Origin of the sequence: Streptomyces bugieae, assembly GCF_036352915.1 — a bacterium.
Lineage (GTDB): Bacteria > Actinomycetota > Actinomycetes > Streptomycetales > Streptomycetaceae > Streptomyces > Streptomyces endophytica.
In genome coordinates this window covers 107,425-127,163 of the sequence record NZ_JAZBJP010000003.1, presented here as the reverse complement: position 1 = coordinate 127,163, position 19,739 = coordinate 107,425, and the positions used below count along the sequence as shown (strand labels likewise).

The window sequence follows — 19,739 nt, the reverse complement described above, 5'->3', positions numbered from 1 at the left end:
ATCGCCGTCCGGTGACCGTGCCGGGACGCGGCCCTGCCGGCGGCCCTTCGGGCGACCCGCTCCAGGTGCCGCGACGCTCCCGGGCGTATACGTTCGAAGAAGCGGAGAGGCTACCGGCAGGTCCCGGCGGCGGCCGGGGACCGCAACGGCAAGGACGGTGGTCGCGTGAGCGGCTCCTCCCACTACGACGTCATCATCATCGGCACCGGCGCCGGCGGCGGCACGCTCGCCCACCGGCTCGCCCCCTCCGGCAAGCGGGTGCTGCTCCTCGAACGCGGCGGCTACCTGCCGCGCGAACGCGACAACTGGGACTCCACCGCCGTGTTCGTCAAGGCGAAGTACCGGGCTCCGGAGTTCTGGCTCGACCGGCACGGCAACGCGTTCCCGCCCGAGGTCAACTACTACGTCGGCGGCAACACCAAGTTCTACGGCGCGGCGCTGTTCCGGCTGCGCCCCGAGGACTTCGGTGAGCTGCGCCATCACGACGGCCTCTCGCCCGCCTGGCCGCTCCGCTACGAGGACCTGGAGCCGTACTACACCCAGGCGGAACACCTCTACCTGGTGCACGGCCGGCACGGCGAGGACCCCTGGGAAGGGCCGTGCAGCGCACCGTACGCCTACCCGCCGGTCGAACACGAGCCGCGCATCCAGCAGTTGAGCGACGACCTGGAGAAGCGCGGACTGCACCCCTTCCACCTGCCCATCGGGGTCGACCTCACCCAGGACGAGAACGGGCGGGCGACGCACTCCAGCGTCTGCATCCGCTGCAACCGGGTGGACGGCTTCCCGTGCCTGGTCCGGGGCAAGTCCGACGCCCAGGTCATCTGCGTCGAACCGGCACTGCGACACCCCGGTGTCGAGCTGCTCACCCACGCCCGGGTGACGAGGCTGGAGACCGATCCGACGGGGTCCAGCGTCACCGCGGTCGTCGCCGAGCTCCCGGACGGGGAGCAACCCCGCTTCTCGGCCGACATCGTGGTCGTGGCCTGCGGGGCGGTCAACTCCGCGGCCCTGTTGCTCGCTTCGGCCAACGACCGGCACCCGCACGGGCTGGCCAACAGCTCCGACGTGGTCGGCCGCCACTACATGCGGCACAACAACCTCGCGCTGATGGCGATTTCCAAGGAGCCGAACGACACCCAGTTCCAGAAGACCCTCGCCCTGCACGACTGGTACCTGGGCGCGGACGACTGGGACTACCCCCTCGGCGGCATCCAGATGCTCGGCAAGTCGGACGCCGAGCAGATCCACGGCGAGGCCCCGCGCTGGGCCGGCGCGGTGGCACCGGACATGCCCTTCGAGGTCCTGGCCCACCACGCCGTCGACTTCTGGCTGTGCGGGGAGGACCTGCCGCGGCCGGACAACCGGGTCACCCTGGACGCCGACGGCCGCATCCACCTCGCCCTCGACGAGACCAACAACATCGCCGGCCTGACCCGTCTGCGGCACAAGCTCCAGCACATGCTCGGCCACCTGGGCATGCACGAGCACCAGCTGCTGTCCCACAGCATCTACCTGCACAAGGGCATGCCGATCGGCGCCACCGCCCACCAGGCGGGCACCGTGCGGTTCGGCGACGACCCGGCCTCCTCGGCCCTGGACATTCACTGCAAGGCCCACGACCTGGACAATCTCTACGTCGTCGACACGAGCTTCTTCCCGAGCATCGGCGCGGTCAATCCGTCCCTGACGGCGATCGCGAACGCCCTGCGGGTGGGCGACCACCTCCTCGCGCGGCTCGGCTGACCGGCCCACGGCGACGCGCCTCCGACCGGGCGAAGATCGTCAGTCGGGCAGCGCAAAGCGGCCCCTTCCGCCGCGCCGTCGCCCCTCTCCGGTGATTGTGTGACGCCTGCACCTCCGGGCCACGGCCCGGCCGATTCCGGGTCACGCAGTGGAGGAGAGAGTCATCGTGAGTTCCCCCGAGGGCGCACCCCAGGACGTGATCCCCGGCAATCTGCTGAAGGGCCAGAAGGCGCTGGTCACCGGAGCGAATTCGGGGATCGGCCGGGCCACGGCCATCGCCCTGGGCCGGGCCGGCGCCGATGTGGTCGTGAACTACGTGGCCGGCCGCGAGGAGGCCGAGAAGGTGGTCGGGGAGATCGCGTCCTTCGGGGTGCGGGCCGCGGCCTACGAGGCGGACGTCTCCGACGAGGAGCAGGTCGTCGCCATGACGGACCGGATGGTCAAGGAGTTCGGCACCGTCGACATCCTCGTGGCCAACGCCGGACTGCAGCGGGACGCCCCGTTCACCGACATGACCCTCGCCCAGTGGCAGAAGGTCCTGGACGTCAACCTCACCGGGCAGTTCCTCTGCGCCCGCGAGGCGACCAAGGAGTTCCTGCGGCGCGGGGTCGTCCCGGAGGTGTCGCGGGCGGCGGGCAAGATCATCTGCATGAGCTCGGTGCACCAGATCATCCCGTGGGCCGGGCACGTCAACTACGCGTCGTCCAAGGGCGGTGTGCAGATGATGATGGAGACGCTGGCGCAGGAACTCGCCCCGAAGAAGATCCGCGTCAACGCGATCGCCCCCGGCGCCATCAAGACCCCCATCAACCGCGACGCCTGGGACACCCCCGAGGCCCAGCAGGACCTCCTGCGGCTGATCCCCTACGACCGCGTCGGTGCCCCCGAGGACATCGCCCACGCGGCCGTCGCGCTCGCCTCCGACCTCCTGGACTACGTCGTGGGCGCCACCCTCTACGTGGACGGCGGGATGACCCTCTTCCCCGGTTTCGCCACCGGCGGCTGACCGACCCCGCGCACGCCGGCCCTCGCGCACGTCGGTCCCGAGGAGAACCCCATGCACACCGCGGTTTCGTTGCTGGCGGACGCGCCGGCGCAGATGCTCCCGGCCAGATCGCTGATGGCCTTCACCCTCGCCTCGCACATCATCCTGGTGCCCCTGGGCGTGGCGCTGCCGCTGATCACGCTCATCATGCACGGCTACGGACTGCGCCGGAACGACCCGACCGCGCTGCTGCTGGCCCGGCGCTGGTCCGCGGTCATGGCGGTCCAGTTCGCGATCGGCGTCGTCACCGGCACCGTGCTGTCCTTCGAGTTCGGGCTGCTGTGGCCGGGCATGATGGGCCGGTGGGGCGATGTCTTCGGCATCGGCTTCGGTGTCGAGGCCTGGGCCTTCTTCCTGGAAGCCGTGCTGATCGCCATCTATCTCTACGGCTGGCGCAGACTGTCCTCCCGGACCCACTTCCTGCTCGGCCTGCCGCTGCCCGCCGCCGCCCTGCTCGGCGCCTTCGGGATCCTGGCCGCCAACTCCTGGATGAACACCCCGCGGGGCTTCTCCCTCGACCCGGCCGGCAACCCCGTCGACGTGAAGATCTGGAAGGCGATCTTCACGCCCATGTTCGGCCCGCAGTACTGGCACTTCGTCGTGGCGATGCTCGTGACGGCGGGCTACGTCGTCGCCGGCGTCTACGCCGTCGGCTGGCTGCGCGGCCGCCGGGACCGCTACCACCGGCTCGGGTTCACGATCCCCTTCACGCTCGCCGCGGTCTTCACCCCGGTGCAGTTCGTGCTGGGCGACTCCATCGCCCGGCAGGTCTTCCACAAGCAGCCGGTGAAGTTCGCCGCGATGGAGATCGTCTGGAAGACCGACACCCATGTGCCGGAGTACCTCTTCGGGCGGATGCACCCGGACGGCAGCATCTCCGGCGGCATCCGCATCCCGCAGCTGGACTCCATCCTCGCCGGCTTCCGCCCGGACACCGAGGTGACCGGTCTGACCTCCGTCCCGGCGGCCGACCGGCCGACGGCCACTCAGGCCACCCTCATCCACTGGACCTTCGACATCATGGTCGGCATCGGCTCCCTGCTGGTGCTGCTCGCCCTCTGGTACGCCCTGATCTGGCTGCGCCGCCGCAGGCTGCCGGCCTCCCCGTGGTTCTTCCGCTGCGCCGCCGTGGCCGGTCTCGCCTCCGTCGTCGCCGTCGAATGCGGCTGGATCACCACCGAAGTGGGCCGCCAGCCGTGGATCGTCTACCAGAACATGCGGGTCGCCGAAGCCGTGACGTCGACCCGCTCCACCAGCCTGTGGATCATGTTCGGCCTGGTCGTCGTGGTGTACCTGGTCGTCTTCGGCTCGTTCCTCGCGGTGCTGCTGAAGATGCGCACCCGCTGGCGGCTCGCCGACGGGACGACGGGCGAGGGACCGCCGCCGGAGCAGGGACCGGAGACGGAGACACCGGAGACGGACACGCCGTACGGGCCGCGCTCCGCGGGGAGCCGGACGTGATCGCCGGGGTCATCGCCGTCGTGCTGCTGCTCGCGGTCGCCGCCTACGCCTGCGCCGGCGGCACCGACTACGGAGCCGGGTTCTGGGACCTGGCCGCGGGCGGCGCGGCACGCGGCGAGCGCCCGCGCCGGCTGATCGACCATGCGATGGCTCCCGTGTGGGAGGTCAACAACGTCTGGCTGATCTTCGTGCTGGTCATCATGTGGACGGGGTTCCCGGTCTTCTTCCAGCGCGCGTTCACGGCCATGTGGCTGCCCCTGGCGCTGGCCGCCGTCGGCATCGTGCTGCGCGGCGCCGGCTTCGCCCTGCGCAAGCCCGCCAGACGGCTGGCCGGACGGCGCCTGTACGGCGCGATGTTCGCCGTCTCCTCGCTGCTGACGCCGTTCTTCCTCGGCGCCGCGGTCGGCGGGGTCGCCTCGGGGCGGGTCACCGCGGCGACCACGGCATCGACGGACGCCTGGGCGAACCCCACCTCGGTTCTCTTCGGCCTGCTCGCCGTCGCGACCACGGCGCTGCTCGGCGCGGTCTTCCTCGCGGCGGACGCCCGCCGGTTCGCCGCGCCCGATCTCGACGGCTACTTCCGGCGGCGGGCGCTGGCCGCCCTGGCGGTCGTCGCCGTCCTCGCCGTGATCACCCTGTTCGTCACCCACGGGGACGCGCCCCATGTCTGGCACGGGCTCACCCACGGCGTGGGGCTCGTCTTCGTCGTCGTGTCGGCGCTGGCCACGCTCGCCACCGCATGGCTGCTGATCCGCCCCTCCGGGGCCTGGTCCCGGGTCACGGCGGCCGGTGTGGTCGTGTCCGCCGTCCTCGGCTGGGGCATGGCCCAGCGCCCGTACCTCATCCCGACCTCGCTGACCGTCGCCGACGGCGCGGGTGCGCACACCACGCTCCGCTGGCTCGGGCTCGTCACCCTGGTGGCCCTCGTGCTGATCGTCCCCGCGGTCGCCCTGCTCTACTGGCTGGACACCCGTGGCGAGCTGGAGGGCCTCACCGACGCCGACCTGCGGCGCCCTGGCGCCGGTGACGAGGGCTGACCCCGTGGCGGCCGGGTACCGCGGGGCGCCCGCCCAGGGGTGAGGGCGCGTTGAGCGCGGACGAGATCCTGCTGGGCGTCGGCCTGACCGTGGCCCTCGCCGTCGGTTCCCAGATCCTCGCGAGCCGGCTGCGGATCCCCTCGCTGATCGTGCTGCTGCCGGCCGGGTTCGCCGCCGGAGCGGTCACCGACGCCGTCCGTCCCGACAGACTCATGGGCCCGGCCTTCTCGCCCCTGGTGTCGCTGTCGGTGGCGCTCATCCTCTACGACGCCGGCCTCGGACTGGACCTGCGCCACCTCAAGGGCGCGACGCGGAGCGTCGTCGTGCGCCTCATCGTGCTGGGCGTGCCGCTCACCGCGGGGACCGTCATGGCCCTGGGGCCGGCCCTGTACGGCGTGCCGTTCGCCATCGCCTGCATGATCGGCGTGATCCTCGTCGTGTCCGGGCCGACCGTCGTCGCTCCGCTGCTCGACCACGTCAGGCCGTCGGACAAGGTGCGCCGGGTGCTGATGTGGGAGGGGTCCCTGGTGGATCCCGTGGGCGGCATCCTCGGTGCCGTCGTCTTCCACTCGCTGATCTCCGGCGGCTTCCGGACCGGCCACGGCTTCCGGTCCGCCTACTTCTTCGCCGGGCTCGCCCTGGGGCTCGCGGGCGGGATCGTCGGCGCCGCACTGCTGTGGTTCACCCTCCGCCGGCTCCGGCTCGGCGAGACGCTCGGCACGCTCGCCCAACTGGCGACCGTCGTCGTGGTGGCCGCGGGCTGCGACCTGGTCTTCGACGACACCGGGCTGATCGCCGCGGTCGTCACCGGGCTGATCGTCGCGAACCTGCCCGGCTTCGACATGCCCGCCCGCCGGCCGTTCTTCGAGACGCTCGTCCAGCTCATCATCGGCCTGCTGTTCGTCTCCATCTCGGCGACCGTGACGCCGAAGTCCGTCGTCCCCGTGCTGCTGCCCACCCTCGCCCTCGTCGCCGTGCTCGTCCTGCTGGTCAGACCCCTGATCGCGGTGCTGTCCACCGCCCGGACGGAACTCGCCGCCCCGGAACGGGCCTTCCTCGGCTGGATGGCCCCGCGCGGCATCGTCGCCGCGTCCACCGCCACGACGTTCTCCGCCTCGCTCACCGCCGCGGGGCTGCGCGGCGCCGGCACGATCCTCCCCGTCACCTTCCTGGTGATCGTCGGAACGGTCCTGGTCTACGCGCTGACGGCCGAGCCGGTGGCCGCCGGGCTGGGCCTCACCCGCCCCACCCGGGCCCGTCCGCTCCTGGTGGGCGGCGAGCCCTGGGTCGTCGACCTCGCCCGGTCGCTGCGCACCGCCGGCCTCGACGTGCTGATGTGGGCCGGCCTCGCCCACGAGAGGGACCGGATCACGGAAGCCGGTATCGAGCTGGCGGCCGGCGAGCTGATGGCCGCGGCCACCGATCCGCAGGCCCGGCTGGAGGGGGTCACCGCGGCCTTCCTGCTGACCGACGACGACGACTTCAACGCCCTCGCCTCGATCGTCATGCGGGACAGCGTCGACGGTCCCGTCTACCGCATCGGCCCGCCCCCGGACGGTCGCGGCGTCGTCGCCCCCTACGCGGCCGGCGACACCCTCTTCGGCGCCGGACTCCTCCGCCACGTCCTGGCGGCCCGCCACGGTCAGGGCGCCCGCTTCCTCGTACAGCCCGCCTCGGTCCCGCCCCCGCCGGGGTACGAGACCCTGTTCGTCGTCCGCCGTGACGGCCGGCTGGCACCGGTCACCGCGGCCCTGCCGGTCACCGCGAAGGAGGGCGACACGCTGATCCTCCTCGGGCCCGGGTCCGCGACGGGGGCGGAACCGGCCGGCTGAAGCGTTTCCGACCGGCTACCGGCGGTCGAGCGCCGCGTTCAGGGTGAGGGCCGCGTCGATGAGGGCGAGGTGGGTGAACGCCTGGGGGAAATTGCCGAGGTGACGCCCCGTCAGGTCGATCTCCTCGGAGTACAGGCCCAGGTGGTTGGCGTAGCCCAGCATCTTCTCGAACACCAGCCGCGCCCGGTCGGTGCGTCCGGCGCGGGCCAGGGCGTCGACGTACATGAACGTGCACAGCGAGAAGGTCCCCTCGGAGCCGCGCAGGCCGTCGGGGGAGGCCCCGGGGTCGTAGCGGTAGACCAGGCTGTCGCTGACCAGTTCCCGCTCCATGGCGTCCAGGGTCGATGTCCAGATCGGATCCTCGGAGCTGAGGAACCCGACCGTCGCCATGCGCAGCAGCGAGGAGTCCAGTACGTCACTGCCGTAGTGCTGGACGAAGGCTTGCCGTTCCTCGCTCCACCCCTTGGCCATGACCTGTTCGTAGACGGCGTCCCGCTCGGTCCGCCACCGTCCGGCCGCCGACGGCCAGCCCTTCGACTCGGCGAGGCGCAGGGCGCGGTCGAACGCCACCCATGACATGACCCGGCCGTAGGTGAAGTCCTGGCGCCCGCCGCGGGTCTCCCAGATACCCTCCTCCGCCTGGTCCCAGTTGTCGGCCAGCCAGTCCAGGTCCTCCCGCATCGAGGTCCATCCCCCGTGCCCGACCTGGAAACCGTGTTGGTGCGCGAAGTAGATGCTGTCCAGCGCCTCGCCGTAGATGTCCAGTTGGAGCTGCGTCGCGGCGCCGTTGCCGATCCGTACCGGCGCGGAGCCCGCATAGCCCTCCCAGTGGTCGAGGATCTGCTCGTCCAGGTCGGCCGAGCCGTCGACCTTGTACATGATGTTGAGCGGGCCCGTGGTCCCACCGCTGCCGGCCCGCTCCTTGACCCGGTTGCTCAGCCAGACGATGAACGCCCGGGCCTCCTCCGTGAAGCCCAGTCCCAGCAGGGCGTACACGGAGAAGGAGGCGTCACGGATCCAGGTGAAGCGGTAGTCCCAGTTGCGTTCGCCGCCCAGTTGCTCCGGGAGGGCCGCCGTCGGGGCGGCCACCACGGCACCGCTGGGTGCGAAGGTCATGAGCTTCAGCGTGATCGCGGAACGCTCCACCACTTCCCGCCAGCGCCCGGTGTAGCGCGACTGTCCCAGCCAGGAGCGCCAGAACGCCACGGTGTCCTCGAAGAACTGCTGGTACTCGGCGAGCCGGATCTCCCTGGGCGGCCCGTCCGCGGCCGACGCCAGCACCAGCCCGCGCTGCTGGCCCGCCCGCAGGCTCAGCGTGAAGTGCAGGTCGTTTTCCCGGTCCGGCCGGATGTCGACCAGCTGCTCGTCCTCCGGTTCGCGGATCGGGTGCACGGTGAGTTCCGTGCCGTCGTCCGCGGCGAACACCGCTCCGTGGTCCGTGATGTGCAACTGGTGGGCCGTGCGCCCGTAGTTGAAGCGCGGGGCGATCTCGACCTCGAAGGACATGCTGCCGCGCACGCAGCGGACCATGCGCACCAGTTGGTGGCGGTCCGTGACCGTCGTCCCCGTCACGGGCATGAAGTCGAGCACCTCACCGGCGCCCGCCTCGGTCATGAACCGGGTGACCAGGATCGCCGTGTCGGGAAGGTACAACTGCTTGGTCGTGTGCGTCGTGTGCAGCGGCCGGACCGTGCAGTGCCCGCCCTTGTCCTTGTCCAGCAGCGCCCCGAAGACGCTGGGCGAGTCGAACCGCGGGAGGCAGAGCCAGTCGACCGTCCCGTCCGTCGCCACCAGTGCCGCGGTCTGCAGATCGCCCAGGAGGCCGTGGTTCTCGATCAGTGGGTAGTCGTCCATCGGGGCGCCCCTTTCGGCCTGCGATCGGCCCGGATGCCGTCCCCTCGCCCAGCGTAAGGCGGGGCCCCGGCCGAGGCGCGCCGAGCCCGGCCCGCCCGCGGAACGCCGGCCGCGGAGCCACGGGCCCTACGGCCCGGGTTTCGCCGTCGCGCGCCGGGCCGCGCGGCGCCACAGACGTCGCTGCATGCGGAGGGTGAGGACGCCGACCACGACGAGCACGACGACGTTCAGCAGGAGCTGGAGCAGCGAGCCCCAGGCCTCGTGCCAGTCGGCGAAGGCCAGCGAGACGGCGACGTCCGAGGCGGCGGGGATCGTGGTCACGGAGATGAAGACGCCGAGCAGGGCACTGCCGCGCGCCTCGGTGAGCGAGACGATGCCGACCACGCCGGCGAGGAAGGCGACGACGACCGAGAAGAAGTCCGGTGTGTCGATGAGGTGGGAGACCGGCCGCAGGCCCAGGTCGAAGGCCTCGGACTGCAGGTGTGCGCCCCGCGCCAGCGCGGCGAAACCCAGCGTGACCACGATGGCCAGCAGGAAGCCGACGGTCAGCGCGCGGACCCCGTCCCGGACCCGGCGCCGGTTACCCCGGTCGAGGCCGAGGGCGATGCTGGTGATCGCGTTGTACTCGGGGCCGACGACCATGGCCGCCACGATGAGGATCTGCGAGTTCGTCATGATGCCGACCGCGCTGATCAGGCCGGCGATCACCAGGAACAGGTAGAACGACGGCAGGTAGGTGCCCTCCGACCGGATGTGCGCCTCGACCGTGGCCCACAGCGGTGCGTGGACCAGCACGCTCGGCTGGTCGGCCTCGACCTGCTCGGCGCGGTGCGAGAACATCATCTCGACGCCGTCGACGGCGATCGAGCCCGTGCGGTCGACGCCCAGCCGGCGCAGGTCGCCCAGCACGCCGTTCGCGGCGCCCTTCATCACGTCGCATTCGAGCGCGTCGCCCTCCGGCACGTGCGCCGACCTCACGACCATGAGGTTGAGGACGCGGTCGTCCGAGCTGAGCAGGTCGACGGCCGACTGGGTGAGTGCGGGCGGCATGACCATGCGCAAGTGGATCAAGTCCATCCGGACCTCCGGCGGCAGTCGGGCACCGGCACACGTCCACTATCGCCCGCCGGTCCGTCAGGCGCCGCGCGGGCGCTCGCCACCGCGCGGGCCGGGAGGCCCGGGGCCGTCCGCTAGGCGCAGTCCGCGTCGAGCCGGTCGCCGTCGAAGTGCCGTACGAGCGCGGCGCGGTGCAGATCGGCGACCGGGGCGAGCAGGTCGGGGTGGCGCAGCAGGGCCGCGGCCCGCCGGTCGCGTTCGTCGGGGTGGGTCAGCCGGCGGAAGTCGGGGGACACCTCCGTGACGTGCTCACCGTCCGCGAGGGCGGCCACCGCGTCCTCGGCGAGCCCGGGGGCGGTGAGCAGGCAGGCCGCCCAGCTGGCCACGACCTCGTCGACCCAGCTCCGCCAGGCCTCCTCGGGAGCGTCCGGACCGGACGCGTCGGCACCGGTGAGCCAGTCCAGCCGGGCCGCGCCGCCGGGGCCGACCAGCGCGACCAGTGCGGCGTCCGCCGCCGTGGGGTAGCGCAGCCAGGCGGCGACCGTGACGGCCTGCCGCGCCTGGGCCTGCGCGAGGGCCGTGTCGAAGGCGCCGCCGGTGACGGGGTAGGAGCGCAGCAGCCACTGCGCGGTGGCGGCTATGACCGGCGAGATATCGGCGGACAACGGCACGAGGTCCCTTCTCTGGCGACGGCGGCAGCGCCGGCGTCTCGGGCGGCTGTGGCGTCCCCGGCGCGGAACGGGGCGGGGACGCGGCCCGCGGAACAGGGCCTCCGGAAGCCTAGGGGCCCGGCCAATCGGGCGAAATGACGCAGCTCACGCGAAAGCCTCGAAGTTCCGCCCCTCGCCATGACGGCACCCCGCCGCCCTCGCCGTCGGCGTCCCCACCGCTCCGGGCCGGCCGCCTCCCCGCCGCTCCGGGCCGGCCGCCTCCCTGTCCCCGCCTCCGGGTGACAACGCGGCGCCAACCAGGGGCAAGGCGCCCGTCCGATCGTTACGGAGCGAGACGCCCGGGAACCCGTGGTGAGGCCCGCCGCACGGTGCGCGGGCGGCACGGCCCACCGTTTCAGGAGGCACTCATGGGACACGGCGGCAACATCATCGACGAACTGACCACCGACCACCGCGAGGTCGAGGACCTCTTCCGGCGGATCGAGGCCGTGCCCAGCGGCCACAAGGACCGCAAGAACCTCCTCGACCAGGTCACCATCGAGCTCGTACGGCACTCCGTCGCCGAGGAGCAGTACCTGTATCCGGCGGTCCGCGAGCACGTGGCCGACGGCGGCGCGCTGGCCGACAAGGAGATCAAGGACCACGCCGAGGTCGAGAAGATCCTCAAGAAGCTCGAAGGCTGCTCCGCCGACGATCCGCAGCTGGACCAGCTCTTCATGACCCTGAAGGACGCGGTCACCCGCCACGTCCAGGACGAGGAGGCCACCCTCTTCCCCCGGCTGCGCGCGGCCTGCTCCGCCGACGCCCTGGACACCCTCGGCGACCGGATCCGCACCGCGAAGAAGCTGGCCCCCACCCGCCCACACCCCTCCGCGCCCACCACCCCGCCGGCGAACAAGCTGCTCGCGCCGGGGCTCGGGCTGGTGGACCGGGCCAGGGACTTCATCACCAGCCGTGGGAAGAGCCTGTAGCGGCGCCGTGGAACGGCGCCGGCAGCACGCCCGGCCGGACGCAGACGCACGACCGATCACGGGCGTATCGTCCCGATATGGTCCATGCGCGGGGCGCAGCGGCGGCAACCGGCCGGGGAGGCTGACGCGGTGACGGAGGTCTTCGGGTCCGCTGCCGCCGGGGGCTCCGACATGTTGCTGGACGCCCCCCTGATCCAGGCCGTCCAGGAATCGGGGGCCTCCGCCGGAATGGTGTTCCTGCTGCCCCCGGGCGACAGCCGGCTGCACCTGACCGTCATGACGGGCATCTCCCAGCGGATCGTCGCCCCCTGGGAACGGATGCGGCTGGCCGGGTCGGTCCCGGTGTCGGACGCGGTCCGTGAGCGGCGCCTGGTGTGGGTCGCCGGACACGAGGAGATGGCCCGCCGCTACCCCCGGGCCGCCCTCGCCCTGCCGTACGCCTTCGCGGTGGCCACCGCGCCGATCACCGCCGACGGGACCGAATGGGGCGGCCTGGCGCTGCTCTGGCCCGGCTCGCACCCGCCGGAACTCTCCCCGCGCGAGCACGACAGCCTGCGCGCCTGCTGCCACCACCTGGGACTGCTGCTGCAGCACGCCGCCGACACCGGCCACCCGGTCCTCCCGGGGCCCGAGCCGCGGATCATCCCGGCACTGCGGACCCGCGCGCCCGGTACGGCCGAGGCGCTGGCCGCCTTCGACTTCGCCGAGCGGCTTCCCCAGGGCTGCTGCGCGCTGGACCTCGACGGCCGGATCACCTTCCTCACCGCCACCGCCGCGGAGCTCGTCGGCGCCACCGTCGGCGAGCTGCGCGGCGCGCTGCCGTGGGAGGCGCTGCCCTGGCTGCGCGACCCGGTCTTCGAGGACCACTACCGGGCCGCGGTCATCAGCCGGCAACCGGTGTCCTTCACCGCGCTGCGCCCGCCGGACCGGTGGCTGTCCTTCCACCTGCACCCGGACGACGGCGGCATCAGCGTCCTGATCACCCCGGCACCCACGGACCAGCCGGCGGACCTGCCGACGGACGGGCCCGCGGACCGGCCCACCGACGCGGACCGCCCCGCGGACGGCCCCGGGCAGAACCGGCCCGCCGGGCCCGCCGCACCGAGCCGGACGGACGTGCTCTACCACCTGCTGCACCTGGCCGCCGCGCTGACCGAAGCGGTCGGCGTGCAGGACGTGACCGAACGGGTCGCCAACCAGATCATGCCCGCCTTCGGCATCCAGGCCCTCGCCCTGACGACCGCCGCGGAGGGCCGGCTGCGCATCGTCGGCCACCGCGGCTTCACCACCGGCGTCCTGGACCACTTCGAGGGCCTGACGCTGACCGCCGACACCCCGGTCGTCCGCGTCCTGAGCAGCGGCGTCCCCAGCTTCTTCGACACGTTCGAGGACCTCAGACGGGCCTACCCCGACGCCGTCCTGCACGACGACATGGCCGCCTGGGCCTTCCTGCCGCTGATCGCCTCCGGCGCCCCCGTCGGCTCCCTGGTCCTCGCCTACGACCGGCCCTTCCCCTGGTCCCCGCAGGAGCGCGCCATGCTGACCTCCCTCGCCGGGCTGGTCGCCCAGGCCCTGGACCGCGCCCTGCTCTACGACACCAAACACCGGCTCGCCCGCAGCCTGCAGGCCGGTCTGCTGCCCACCGCCCTGCCCCGGATCCCCGGCCTGGACGTCGCCGCCCGTTACCTCCCGGCCGGCCGCGTCACCGACATCGGCGGCGACTTCTACGACCTCATCCGCCTCGGGGACCGCACCGCCGCCGCGGCCATCGGCGACGTCCAGGGCCACAACGTCAACGCCGCCGCCCTCATGGGCCAGGTCCGCACCGCCGTCCACGCCACCGCCGGCGCGTCCCCGGGCGAGGTCCTCGCCCGCACCAACCGCCTGCTCACCGACCTGGACGCCGGGCTGCTGACCAGCTGCCTCTACGTCCACCTCGACCTCGCCGAGCACCGCGCCCGGATGGCCAGCGCCGGCCATCCGCCCCCGCTGCTGCGCCACCCGGACGGGTACACCGAGATCCTCACCCTGCCGCCCGGTCTGCTGCTCGGCATCGACCCCGACACCGACTACCCGATGACCGAGATCACCCTCCGGCCCGGCAGTGTGCTCGCCCTGTACACGGACGGACTCGTCGAAACGCCCGGCGGCGACATCGAGGAGGAGATCGCCGTCCTCGCCGGCCACCTCGCACGCTCCGGGCCCCCGCCCATGGAGACCCTCGCCGACGACCTCCTCCGCCGCACCGGCCTCCCCTCCCCGCTCCACGACGACGTCGCGCTCCTCCTCATCGGCGCACAGGCGGACGACGACGGCGGCAACGACTGAGCGAGGCGGCCCGGCGGCCGGCTGCCCGTTACGCGGCCCGGCCGGCCAGGAACAGCGCCAACGGCCCCGCGGGCAGCAGGAATCGGCCCGCCGCCGCCTCGATCGCCGCGTCCATGAACCACCACGACAGCTTGCGGTCCGCTGCCGCGCCCCCGTCGGGCTCCCGCGCCCCGGAACTCAGGTCGCCCGCCTCGAAGAGATGCACCCGGGCCGCCGCGGCGGACGTCAACCTGTCCGCCCGGCGTTCCTCCGGTCGGTGGGCGCGACTCACGCGCCGCCGGCGGGGCGGGTGTCGGCATGGTCCGGGAAGAGGGTGCGGGCCACATGGTGGGTGTCGGCGTACTCGATGACCGAGGTGATCCGGCCGTCGCGGACGGTGAAGATGCCGAGGCAGCGGTTGTCGTACCGGTCGCCGTGCGCGGTCGTGGCCTTCGACGTCCATTCGGCGACCACGCGGTCGCCCTCGGCCACGGTGCCGACCAGCGCTATCTCCAGGGTGCCGGGGACGAAGGCGGGCCCCATGCCGCCGAGGAACTCATTGATGATCGCGTCGCGGCCCTGCCAGACCTTGGAGACCGGCAGGCTGCCCGGGTAGTGCCAGGTGGCGTCCTCGGCGAAGCTGTCGTGGATGACGTCCGCGTCGCCGTCGCGCACCGCCTCGACGTAGCGGATGACGACGGACCGGGGGTCGGAGAGGGTGCTCATGGTGGTGCTCCTTCGTTCGTGTGCGTGCGTCGGCCGGGGATTTCCGGCCGGCGGAGAGGGATTTCAGGGGGAGAGGGGTTCAGGACAGCGTGAGGACGGCCTTGCCGCGGATGCGGCGCTCGCGCAGATCGGTCAGGGTGGCCGCGGTGTCGGCCCAGTCCGTGACGCGGCCGATCTCCGGGTGCAGCCGGCCCTCGTCGGTCAGCCGGACCAGCGCCGCCAGGTCGTCGTCGAGGCGGGTGTCCGCGTCGAGGTAGTGGAAGTGCCGGAGCACGGCCGATTCGGGGCCGCGGAAGAAGTCGAAGAAGTCGAGCGTGGCGGGGGTGCGGCTGGCCTGGCCGAACCAGATGAGCGTGCCGCGCCGGGCGAGCCGCGCCAGGGCGAGCGGCAGGTTCCGGCCGCCGGTCGACTCCAGCACGAGGTCGTACGGACCGTTCGCGTCGGCGACGTCGTGGACGATCTCGGCGGCGCCGAGTCCGGCCAGCCGGGCGCCGCGTTCGGTGTCCCGCGTCACGGCGGTGACCTGCGCCCCCGCCGCGGCCGCGAGCTCGGTCACGTAGTGGCCCACGCCGCCGGACGCACCGGTCAGCAGGACCCGCCGGCCCACCACGGGCCCGGCGGCGCGCAGCAGCCGCAGCGCGGTGAGCCCGGCCAGCGGCAGCGCCGCGCCCTGGAGCACCGGGACCCCGTCCGGCAGCACGGCGAGCGCGTCGGTCGGCACCGCCACGTACTCCGCCCAGCCGCCCGCCATGGGATGGCCGACGACCCGGGTGATCCCGGACGGTCCGCTTCCGTCGGCGGCCGGCTGCACCACCAGCCCCGCGACGTCCTTCCCGGGGCGCTCGCCGGGTACCGGCCGCTCCAGCTTGAACGTCTCGCCCCGGTTGACCGAGAACGCCTCGACCTTGACCAGCGCCTCATGGGGACGCGGGCTCGGCTCGGGGACGTCGGCGAGCGCGACGGGCTCGGCGGGATCCCCGGTCGGTATCAGGGCTTTCATCGTGGTCGCTCCTCCTCGGTGGCCTCCGGGACCCGTCCCCGGTGCGGCGCCTGGTGCGGCGTCGGGAACCATCTGACCGGGCGGTGCGGCGGCCCGGCCAACAACCGGACCGCCCGGCCGACAACGCGCGGTTGTCGCATAAGGTCAGCGGCATGGATCTCGACCTCGCCCTGGTCCGCGCGTTCACCACGACCGCCGGGACGCTGCACTTCGGGCGGGCCGCCGAGGAGCTGAAAACCAGTCAGCAGGCGCTGTCCAAACGCATCGCACGGCTGGAGGAACTGCTGGCCGTGCGGCTCTTCGTGCGCGAAGGGGGCGTCCGGCTGACCGAGGCGGGCGAGCGGTTCCTGCCGGCCGCGCACGAGGCGCTGGCGGCGGGCGGGCGCGCCGTCGCGGCGGTGAGCGGGGCCGGCCCGGCCGTACGGATCGACACCTGGGGCCACCTCTACGCGCCGATGCGCACCGTCGCCCAGGCCGCGCAGGCGCTCGGGCCGGTGCGGCTGGAGCCCGGCCCGGGACGCGACTGGCCCTCGGTCGCGCAGGCCCTGCTGCACGGCGGGACCGACCTGGGCTTCGGTCGGGTGCACCCGCTGCCCGGCGGCCGGGACGCGGGGCTCACCCAGCGGCTGGTGCGGCTGGAACCCGTCGACGCGGTGGTCGGCCCCGACCATCCGCTGGCCGGCGCGGACGCGCTGCGCCCGGCCGACCTGCGCGAATACACCCTGTGGTGCCCGGCCGAACTCACCCGGCTGGACTTCCTCCGCCGCTTCGCCGACGCCTTCGGCATCGCCCGGCGGCAGGACGGCCCCAACCTCGGCCTGGACCACCTCGTCCAGCACCTCCGCGGCGACGCCGGGTGCTTCACCCTCTTCCCCGCCGACGCCCCGCTCCCGGACCACGCGGGCCTGCGCGCCGTCCCGCTCGTCGAGCCGGTCCCGCTGTACGCCTGGTCGCTGGCCTGGCGCGAGTCCGCCCGCCACCCGCTGCTCGACACCCTGCTCCGCGGCTTCACCGAAACCGGCCGCGCCCACCGCTGGCTGGACTACGCCCCCCGGCGCGACTGGCTGCCCGACACCGACCACGCGAAGCTCGCCGAGCGCTAGACGAGTAGTTCCGAATGCGGGGTTCTCAGGCGGAGGGGAGGGTGTCCAACATCGGGTTGTGACGACCGAGTTAGACACCCTCTTGACCGCACTGTACGTCCACATCGACGACCGCTTGAAGACCTCGCGGTGGCGTGGCCGGCCGCCCCGGCTGACCGACGCGGAACTGGTAACCCTGGCCGTGGCCCAGGCCATGCTGGGCTTCCACTGCGAGGCCCGCTGGCTGCGCTTCGCCCACGCCCACCTGCACGGAGTGTTCCCCTACCTGCCCCAGCGGCCCGCCTACAACAAGCGTCTGCGAGCCGCGCTGGGCTTGGTCAAGCAGGCCATCCGGTCCTTGGCCGCGGACACCGACCTGTGGCTGGACCCGCTGTGGATCGTGGACTCCACGCCGGTCGAATGCGCCCGATCGCGTGAGACCGTCAAACGCTCCGACCTGGCCGGCTGGGCGAACTACGGCTACTGCCGCTCCCACTCGCGTTTCTACTGGGGGCTGAAGCTGCACCTGGTGTGCACCCCGGCCGGTCTGCCGGTCACCTGGGCCCTGGCCGACCCCAAAATCGACGAACGGCACGTGCTGGCTGCCCTGATCGACAATGAACCGCACCTGGGATCCGACCGGCCCGGCCTGCTCATCCTGGCTGACAAGGGTTACATCGCCACCGAACTCGACCGCTTCCTGGCCGCCCACAGCATCGCCCTGCTGCGACCCTCCTACCGCAACCGCGGCACCCCGCACCCCGCCGAGCCCCTGCTCAAGACAGTGCGGCAGCTGATCGAGTCAGTCAACGACACCCTCAAGGGCCAGCTCGATCTCGAACAACACGGCGGCCGCACCATCGAGGGTGTCGGCGTCCGAGTGGCTCAGCGGATCTTGGCGATGACCTGCGCGATCTGGCACAACCGCAATACCGGCGCACCCATCACCAGGTCACTCATCGCTTACGACCACTGAGCCACATCGGAACTACTCGTCTAGGCATACCTAGCCGGCGCCCGGGCCCTCGCGGTCGATCAGGGTCTGCACCCCGTCGAGGATGCGGTCCAGGCCGAAGGTGAGCGGGTCCTCGGCGGCCGGGCCGAATGCCCCGGCGGCGACGGCCCTGGTCAGGGCGGGGAAGCGGTCGGCGTGCCGGTCCAGGAGCTCGCCGGTGAGGCGGTTCCACTCCTGGTCCTGCTCCTCGTCGAAGTCGAGCAGCTGCTGGGCGAGGTTGCGGATCAGCCCGACGACGAGCAGGAAGACCTGGTGCCGCTGCGCCGCGGTCAGACCGGTCGGCTCCAGGGCCGCCAACGCGGCGTCCAGCCAGTCCAGTTGATGGGGTCCCATGGCCTGGCGGCGCATCGCGGTGGCCGCGAGCAGCCAGGGGTGGGCCTGGTAGACGCCCCAGGACCGGCGGGCCCACTCGGTCAGCCGCGGCCGCCAGCCGTCTCCCGCCGCAGAGAGGTCGGGCCGCTCCGCGAGCACCGCCTCGATCATCAGCTCGACCAGCTCGGCCTTGCCGGGGACGTAGCGGTACAGCGCCATCGCCGAGACGCCGAACGTGCCGGCGACCTTGTTCATGGAGACGGCTTCCAGGCCCTCGGCGTCGGCCAGCGCCACGGCGGACTCCGCTATGCGGTGGGGGGTGAGGCTGGGCTTGGGCCCCCGGGTGGGGCGGTCCTGCTCGCCCCACAGCAGCGCGAGGCTCGCGCGCACGTCCCGCGCCTCCTTGGCCTTGGTGGTCCTGGCCACGGCGGTCCTCCTTCTCCTCGCAGTCGACGGAAGCCGGTTGACGTCCGCCCCAACTGTATATACCGTAAAGCTCACTGCTGATGGCATAAACAGTTTAGGGGGATCACTCACCATGCTTGGAACCGTTCTCGGGGTTTCCGCTGCCGCTGCTGTCGCCGGGCCCGCTGCGGGGCTGCTGGGGTACCGCCAGGTCAAGCGCGCCTCCCTGGCGCGGCGGCTGCACATCACCGCGCCCGAGGGGATCGACGAGGCCGGCTTCGTCCGCATCGGGGGCCTCGACCAGTACGTCTCCGTCCGCGGCGAGGACCGCCGCAACCCGGTCGTCCTGGAGCTGCACGGCGGCCCCGGCGCCTCCAACCTGATCTACGCCCCGCGCACCCGCGCATGGGAGAAGCACTTCACGATCGTGCGGTGGGACATGCGCGGCGCCGCCAAGACCTTCGGCCGCGGCGGCCCGGCCGGGCAGGGCGAGATGAGCCTGCAGCGGCTGCAGAGCGACGCCCTGGAGCTGACCGAGCACCTCCGCGCCCGGCTCGGCGTCGGCAAGGTCCTGCTGGTCGCCAACTCCTTCGGCACGTTCGTCGGGCTCCGCCTGGCCCGCAGCAATCCGGAGCTGTTCTCCGGCTATGTCGGCACCGATCAGAACATCGTCGCCGGCGGCCGCGACCTGCCCGCCCACCGCGCCCTGTGCGAGCGGCTCAGGGAATCCGGCAAGCGCAAGGAGCTGGCCGCCGTCACCGCCATGGGGTCCGACGCCACCGCCTGGAGCGCCGAACAGTGGTCGCAGTACGCCAAGTTGGTCGTCACGTCCGACCCGCTCACCTACGACACCATGAAGACCGTGGTGGTCCGCTCGCTCTGGTTCTCCCCGCTGCACACCCTCCGCGAGCTGCGCACGTACTTCGCGGGCATGACCTTCTCCGAGCAGCTCGGGCCCGAGGCCATGGGCATCGACGAATGGGCCGAGGGGACCGCGTTCCAGATCCCGTTCTTCCTCTTCCAGGGGGACCGCGATGTGCTCACCCCGCCCGAGCCCGCCCGGCGGTTCTTCGACGACGTCACCGCGCCGGTCAAGGACTTCGCGCTCATACGCGACGCCAGCCACTTCGCGTCGTTCCGCCACCCGGACCAGTTCCTGGACCTGATGCTCACCAAGGTGCGGCCCCAGGTCACCGGCCAGTTGATCGGCTGCTGAGCG

Annotated in this window: 17 protein-coding genes; 10 read left to right on the top strand and 7 right to left on the bottom strand. The window is 72.5% G+C overall.

Features of this window, described 5'->3' with window-relative positions; all coding sequences use genetic code 11:
* Positions 1-165 precede the first annotated feature (165 nt).
* The 5 genes from V2J85_RS10745 (at position 166) to V2J85_RS10725 (ending at position 7,121) form a co-directional block, all read left to right on the top strand.
* The gene (locus V2J85_RS10745) at positions 166-1,746 is read left to right on the top strand and encodes a GMC oxidoreductase (protein ID WP_261952699.1); all 1,581 of its coding nucleotides are present in this window, start codon (positions 166-168) and stop codon (positions 1,744-1,746) included.
* Between the two features lie 166 nt (positions 1,747-1,912).
* Positions 1,913-2,752, top strand: coding sequence for an SDR family oxidoreductase (locus tag V2J85_RS10740; protein WP_261952700.1), 840 nt, complete (start codon positions 1,913-1,915; stop codon positions 2,750-2,752).
* A gap of 51 nt (positions 2,753-2,803) precedes the next feature.
* Positions 2,804-4,252 carry a cytochrome ubiquinol oxidase subunit I gene (locus V2J85_RS10735; protein ID WP_261952701.1) on the top strand — a complete coding sequence of 483 codons (1,449 nt, stop codon included), beginning with the start codon at positions 2,804-2,806 and terminating at the stop codon, positions 4,250-4,252.
* Complete coding sequence (locus V2J85_RS10730; RefSeq protein ID WP_261952702.1) at positions 4,249-5,289, top strand: cytochrome d ubiquinol oxidase subunit II; 1,041 nt, start codon at positions 4,249-4,251, stop codon at positions 5,287-5,289. Before V2J85_RS10735 ends, V2J85_RS10730 begins: the two co-directional genes overlap by 4 nt.
* A 50-nt stretch (positions 5,290-5,339) precedes the next feature.
* Positions 5,340-7,121 carry a cation:proton antiporter gene (locus tag V2J85_RS10725; protein WP_330821480.1) on the top strand — a complete coding sequence of 594 codons (1,782 nt, stop codon included), beginning with the start codon at positions 5,340-5,342 and terminating at the stop codon, positions 7,119-7,121.
* Between the two features lie 15 nt (positions 7,122-7,136).
* Here the strand turns inward: V2J85_RS10725 and V2J85_RS10720 are convergent, their stop codons facing one another.
* The 3 genes from V2J85_RS10720 to V2J85_RS10710 form a co-directional block, all read right to left on the bottom strand.
* The gene (locus V2J85_RS10720; protein ID WP_261952704.1) at positions 7,137-8,975 is read right to left on the bottom strand and encodes a glycoside hydrolase family 15 protein; all 1,839 of its coding nucleotides are present in this window, start codon (positions 8,973-8,975) and stop codon (positions 7,137-7,139) included.
* A 126-nt stretch (positions 8,976-9,101) separates the two neighbouring features.
* Positions 9,102-10,052, bottom strand: a complete 951-nt coding sequence (locus V2J85_RS10715) for a DUF389 domain-containing protein (protein ID WP_261952705.1) — start codon at positions 10,050-10,052, stop codon at positions 9,102-9,104.
* 113 nt (positions 10,053-10,165) lie between these two features.
* Entirely contained in the window at positions 10,166-10,696 is a 531-nt protein-coding gene (locus tag V2J85_RS10710) for a hypothetical protein (RefSeq protein WP_330821479.1), read from the bottom strand.
* A 413-nt stretch (positions 10,697-11,109) separates the two neighbouring features.
* On the opposite strand from V2J85_RS10710, the gene V2J85_RS10705 reads away from it, so the two are divergent.
* Together V2J85_RS10705 and V2J85_RS10700 are read left to right on the top strand one after the other, a co-directional pair.
* Positions 11,110-11,673, top strand: coding sequence for a hemerythrin domain-containing protein (locus V2J85_RS10705; protein ID WP_330821478.1), 564 nt, complete (start codon positions 11,110-11,112; stop codon positions 11,671-11,673).
* A gap of 171 nt (positions 11,674-11,844) precedes the next feature.
* Entirely contained in the window at positions 11,845-14,001 is a 2,157-nt protein-coding gene (locus V2J85_RS10700) for a SpoIIE family protein phosphatase (RefSeq protein ID WP_330821544.1), read from the top strand.
* 28 nt (positions 14,002-14,029) lie between these two features.
* On the opposite strand, the gene V2J85_RS10695 is transcribed toward V2J85_RS10700, so the two are convergent.
* The 3 genes from V2J85_RS10695 to V2J85_RS10685 form a co-directional block, all read right to left on the bottom strand.
* Positions 14,030-14,230: a hypothetical protein gene (locus V2J85_RS10695; RefSeq protein WP_261952708.1), complete on the bottom strand. Its 201-nt coding sequence runs from the start codon at positions 14,228-14,230 to the stop codon at positions 14,030-14,032.
* A gap of 38 nt (positions 14,231-14,268) precedes the next feature.
* Positions 14,269-14,706: a nuclear transport factor 2 family protein gene (locus V2J85_RS10690; RefSeq protein WP_330821477.1), complete on the bottom strand. Its 438-nt coding sequence runs from the start codon at positions 14,704-14,706 to the stop codon at positions 14,269-14,271.
* 79 nt (positions 14,707-14,785) lie between these two features.
* Entirely contained in the window at positions 14,786-15,706 is a 921-nt protein-coding gene (locus tag V2J85_RS10685) for a zinc-binding dehydrogenase (protein ID WP_330821476.1), read from the bottom strand.
* A gap of 152 nt (positions 15,707-15,858) precedes the next feature.
* Here V2J85_RS10685 and V2J85_RS10680 point away from each other — a divergent pair, with 152 nt between their 5' ends.
* Positions 15,859-16,809 carry a LysR family transcriptional regulator gene (locus V2J85_RS10680; protein WP_330821475.1) on the top strand — a complete coding sequence of 317 codons (951 nt, stop codon included), beginning with the start codon at positions 15,859-15,861 and terminating at the stop codon, positions 16,807-16,809.
* 58 nt (positions 16,810-16,867) lie between these two features.
* The gene (locus tag V2J85_RS10675) at positions 16,868-17,764 is read left to right on the top strand and encodes an IS982 family transposase (RefSeq protein WP_330821474.1); all 897 of its coding nucleotides are present in this window, start codon (positions 16,868-16,870) and stop codon (positions 17,762-17,764) included.
* A gap of 30 nt (positions 17,765-17,794) precedes the next feature.
* On the opposite strand, the gene V2J85_RS10670 is transcribed toward V2J85_RS10675, so the two are convergent.
* Positions 17,795-18,541, bottom strand: coding sequence for a TetR/AcrR family transcriptional regulator (locus V2J85_RS10670; protein WP_261952712.1), 747 nt, complete (start codon positions 18,539-18,541; stop codon positions 17,795-17,797).
* A 112-nt stretch (positions 18,542-18,653) separates the two neighbouring features.
* Here V2J85_RS10670 and V2J85_RS10665 point away from each other — a divergent pair, with 112 nt between their 5' ends.
* Positions 18,654-19,736 carry an alpha/beta fold hydrolase gene (locus V2J85_RS10665; protein ID WP_261952713.1) on the top strand — a complete coding sequence of 361 codons (1,083 nt, stop codon included), beginning with the start codon at positions 18,654-18,656 and terminating at the stop codon, positions 19,734-19,736.
* The last annotated feature ends 3 nt before the right edge of the window (positions 19,737-19,739 follow it).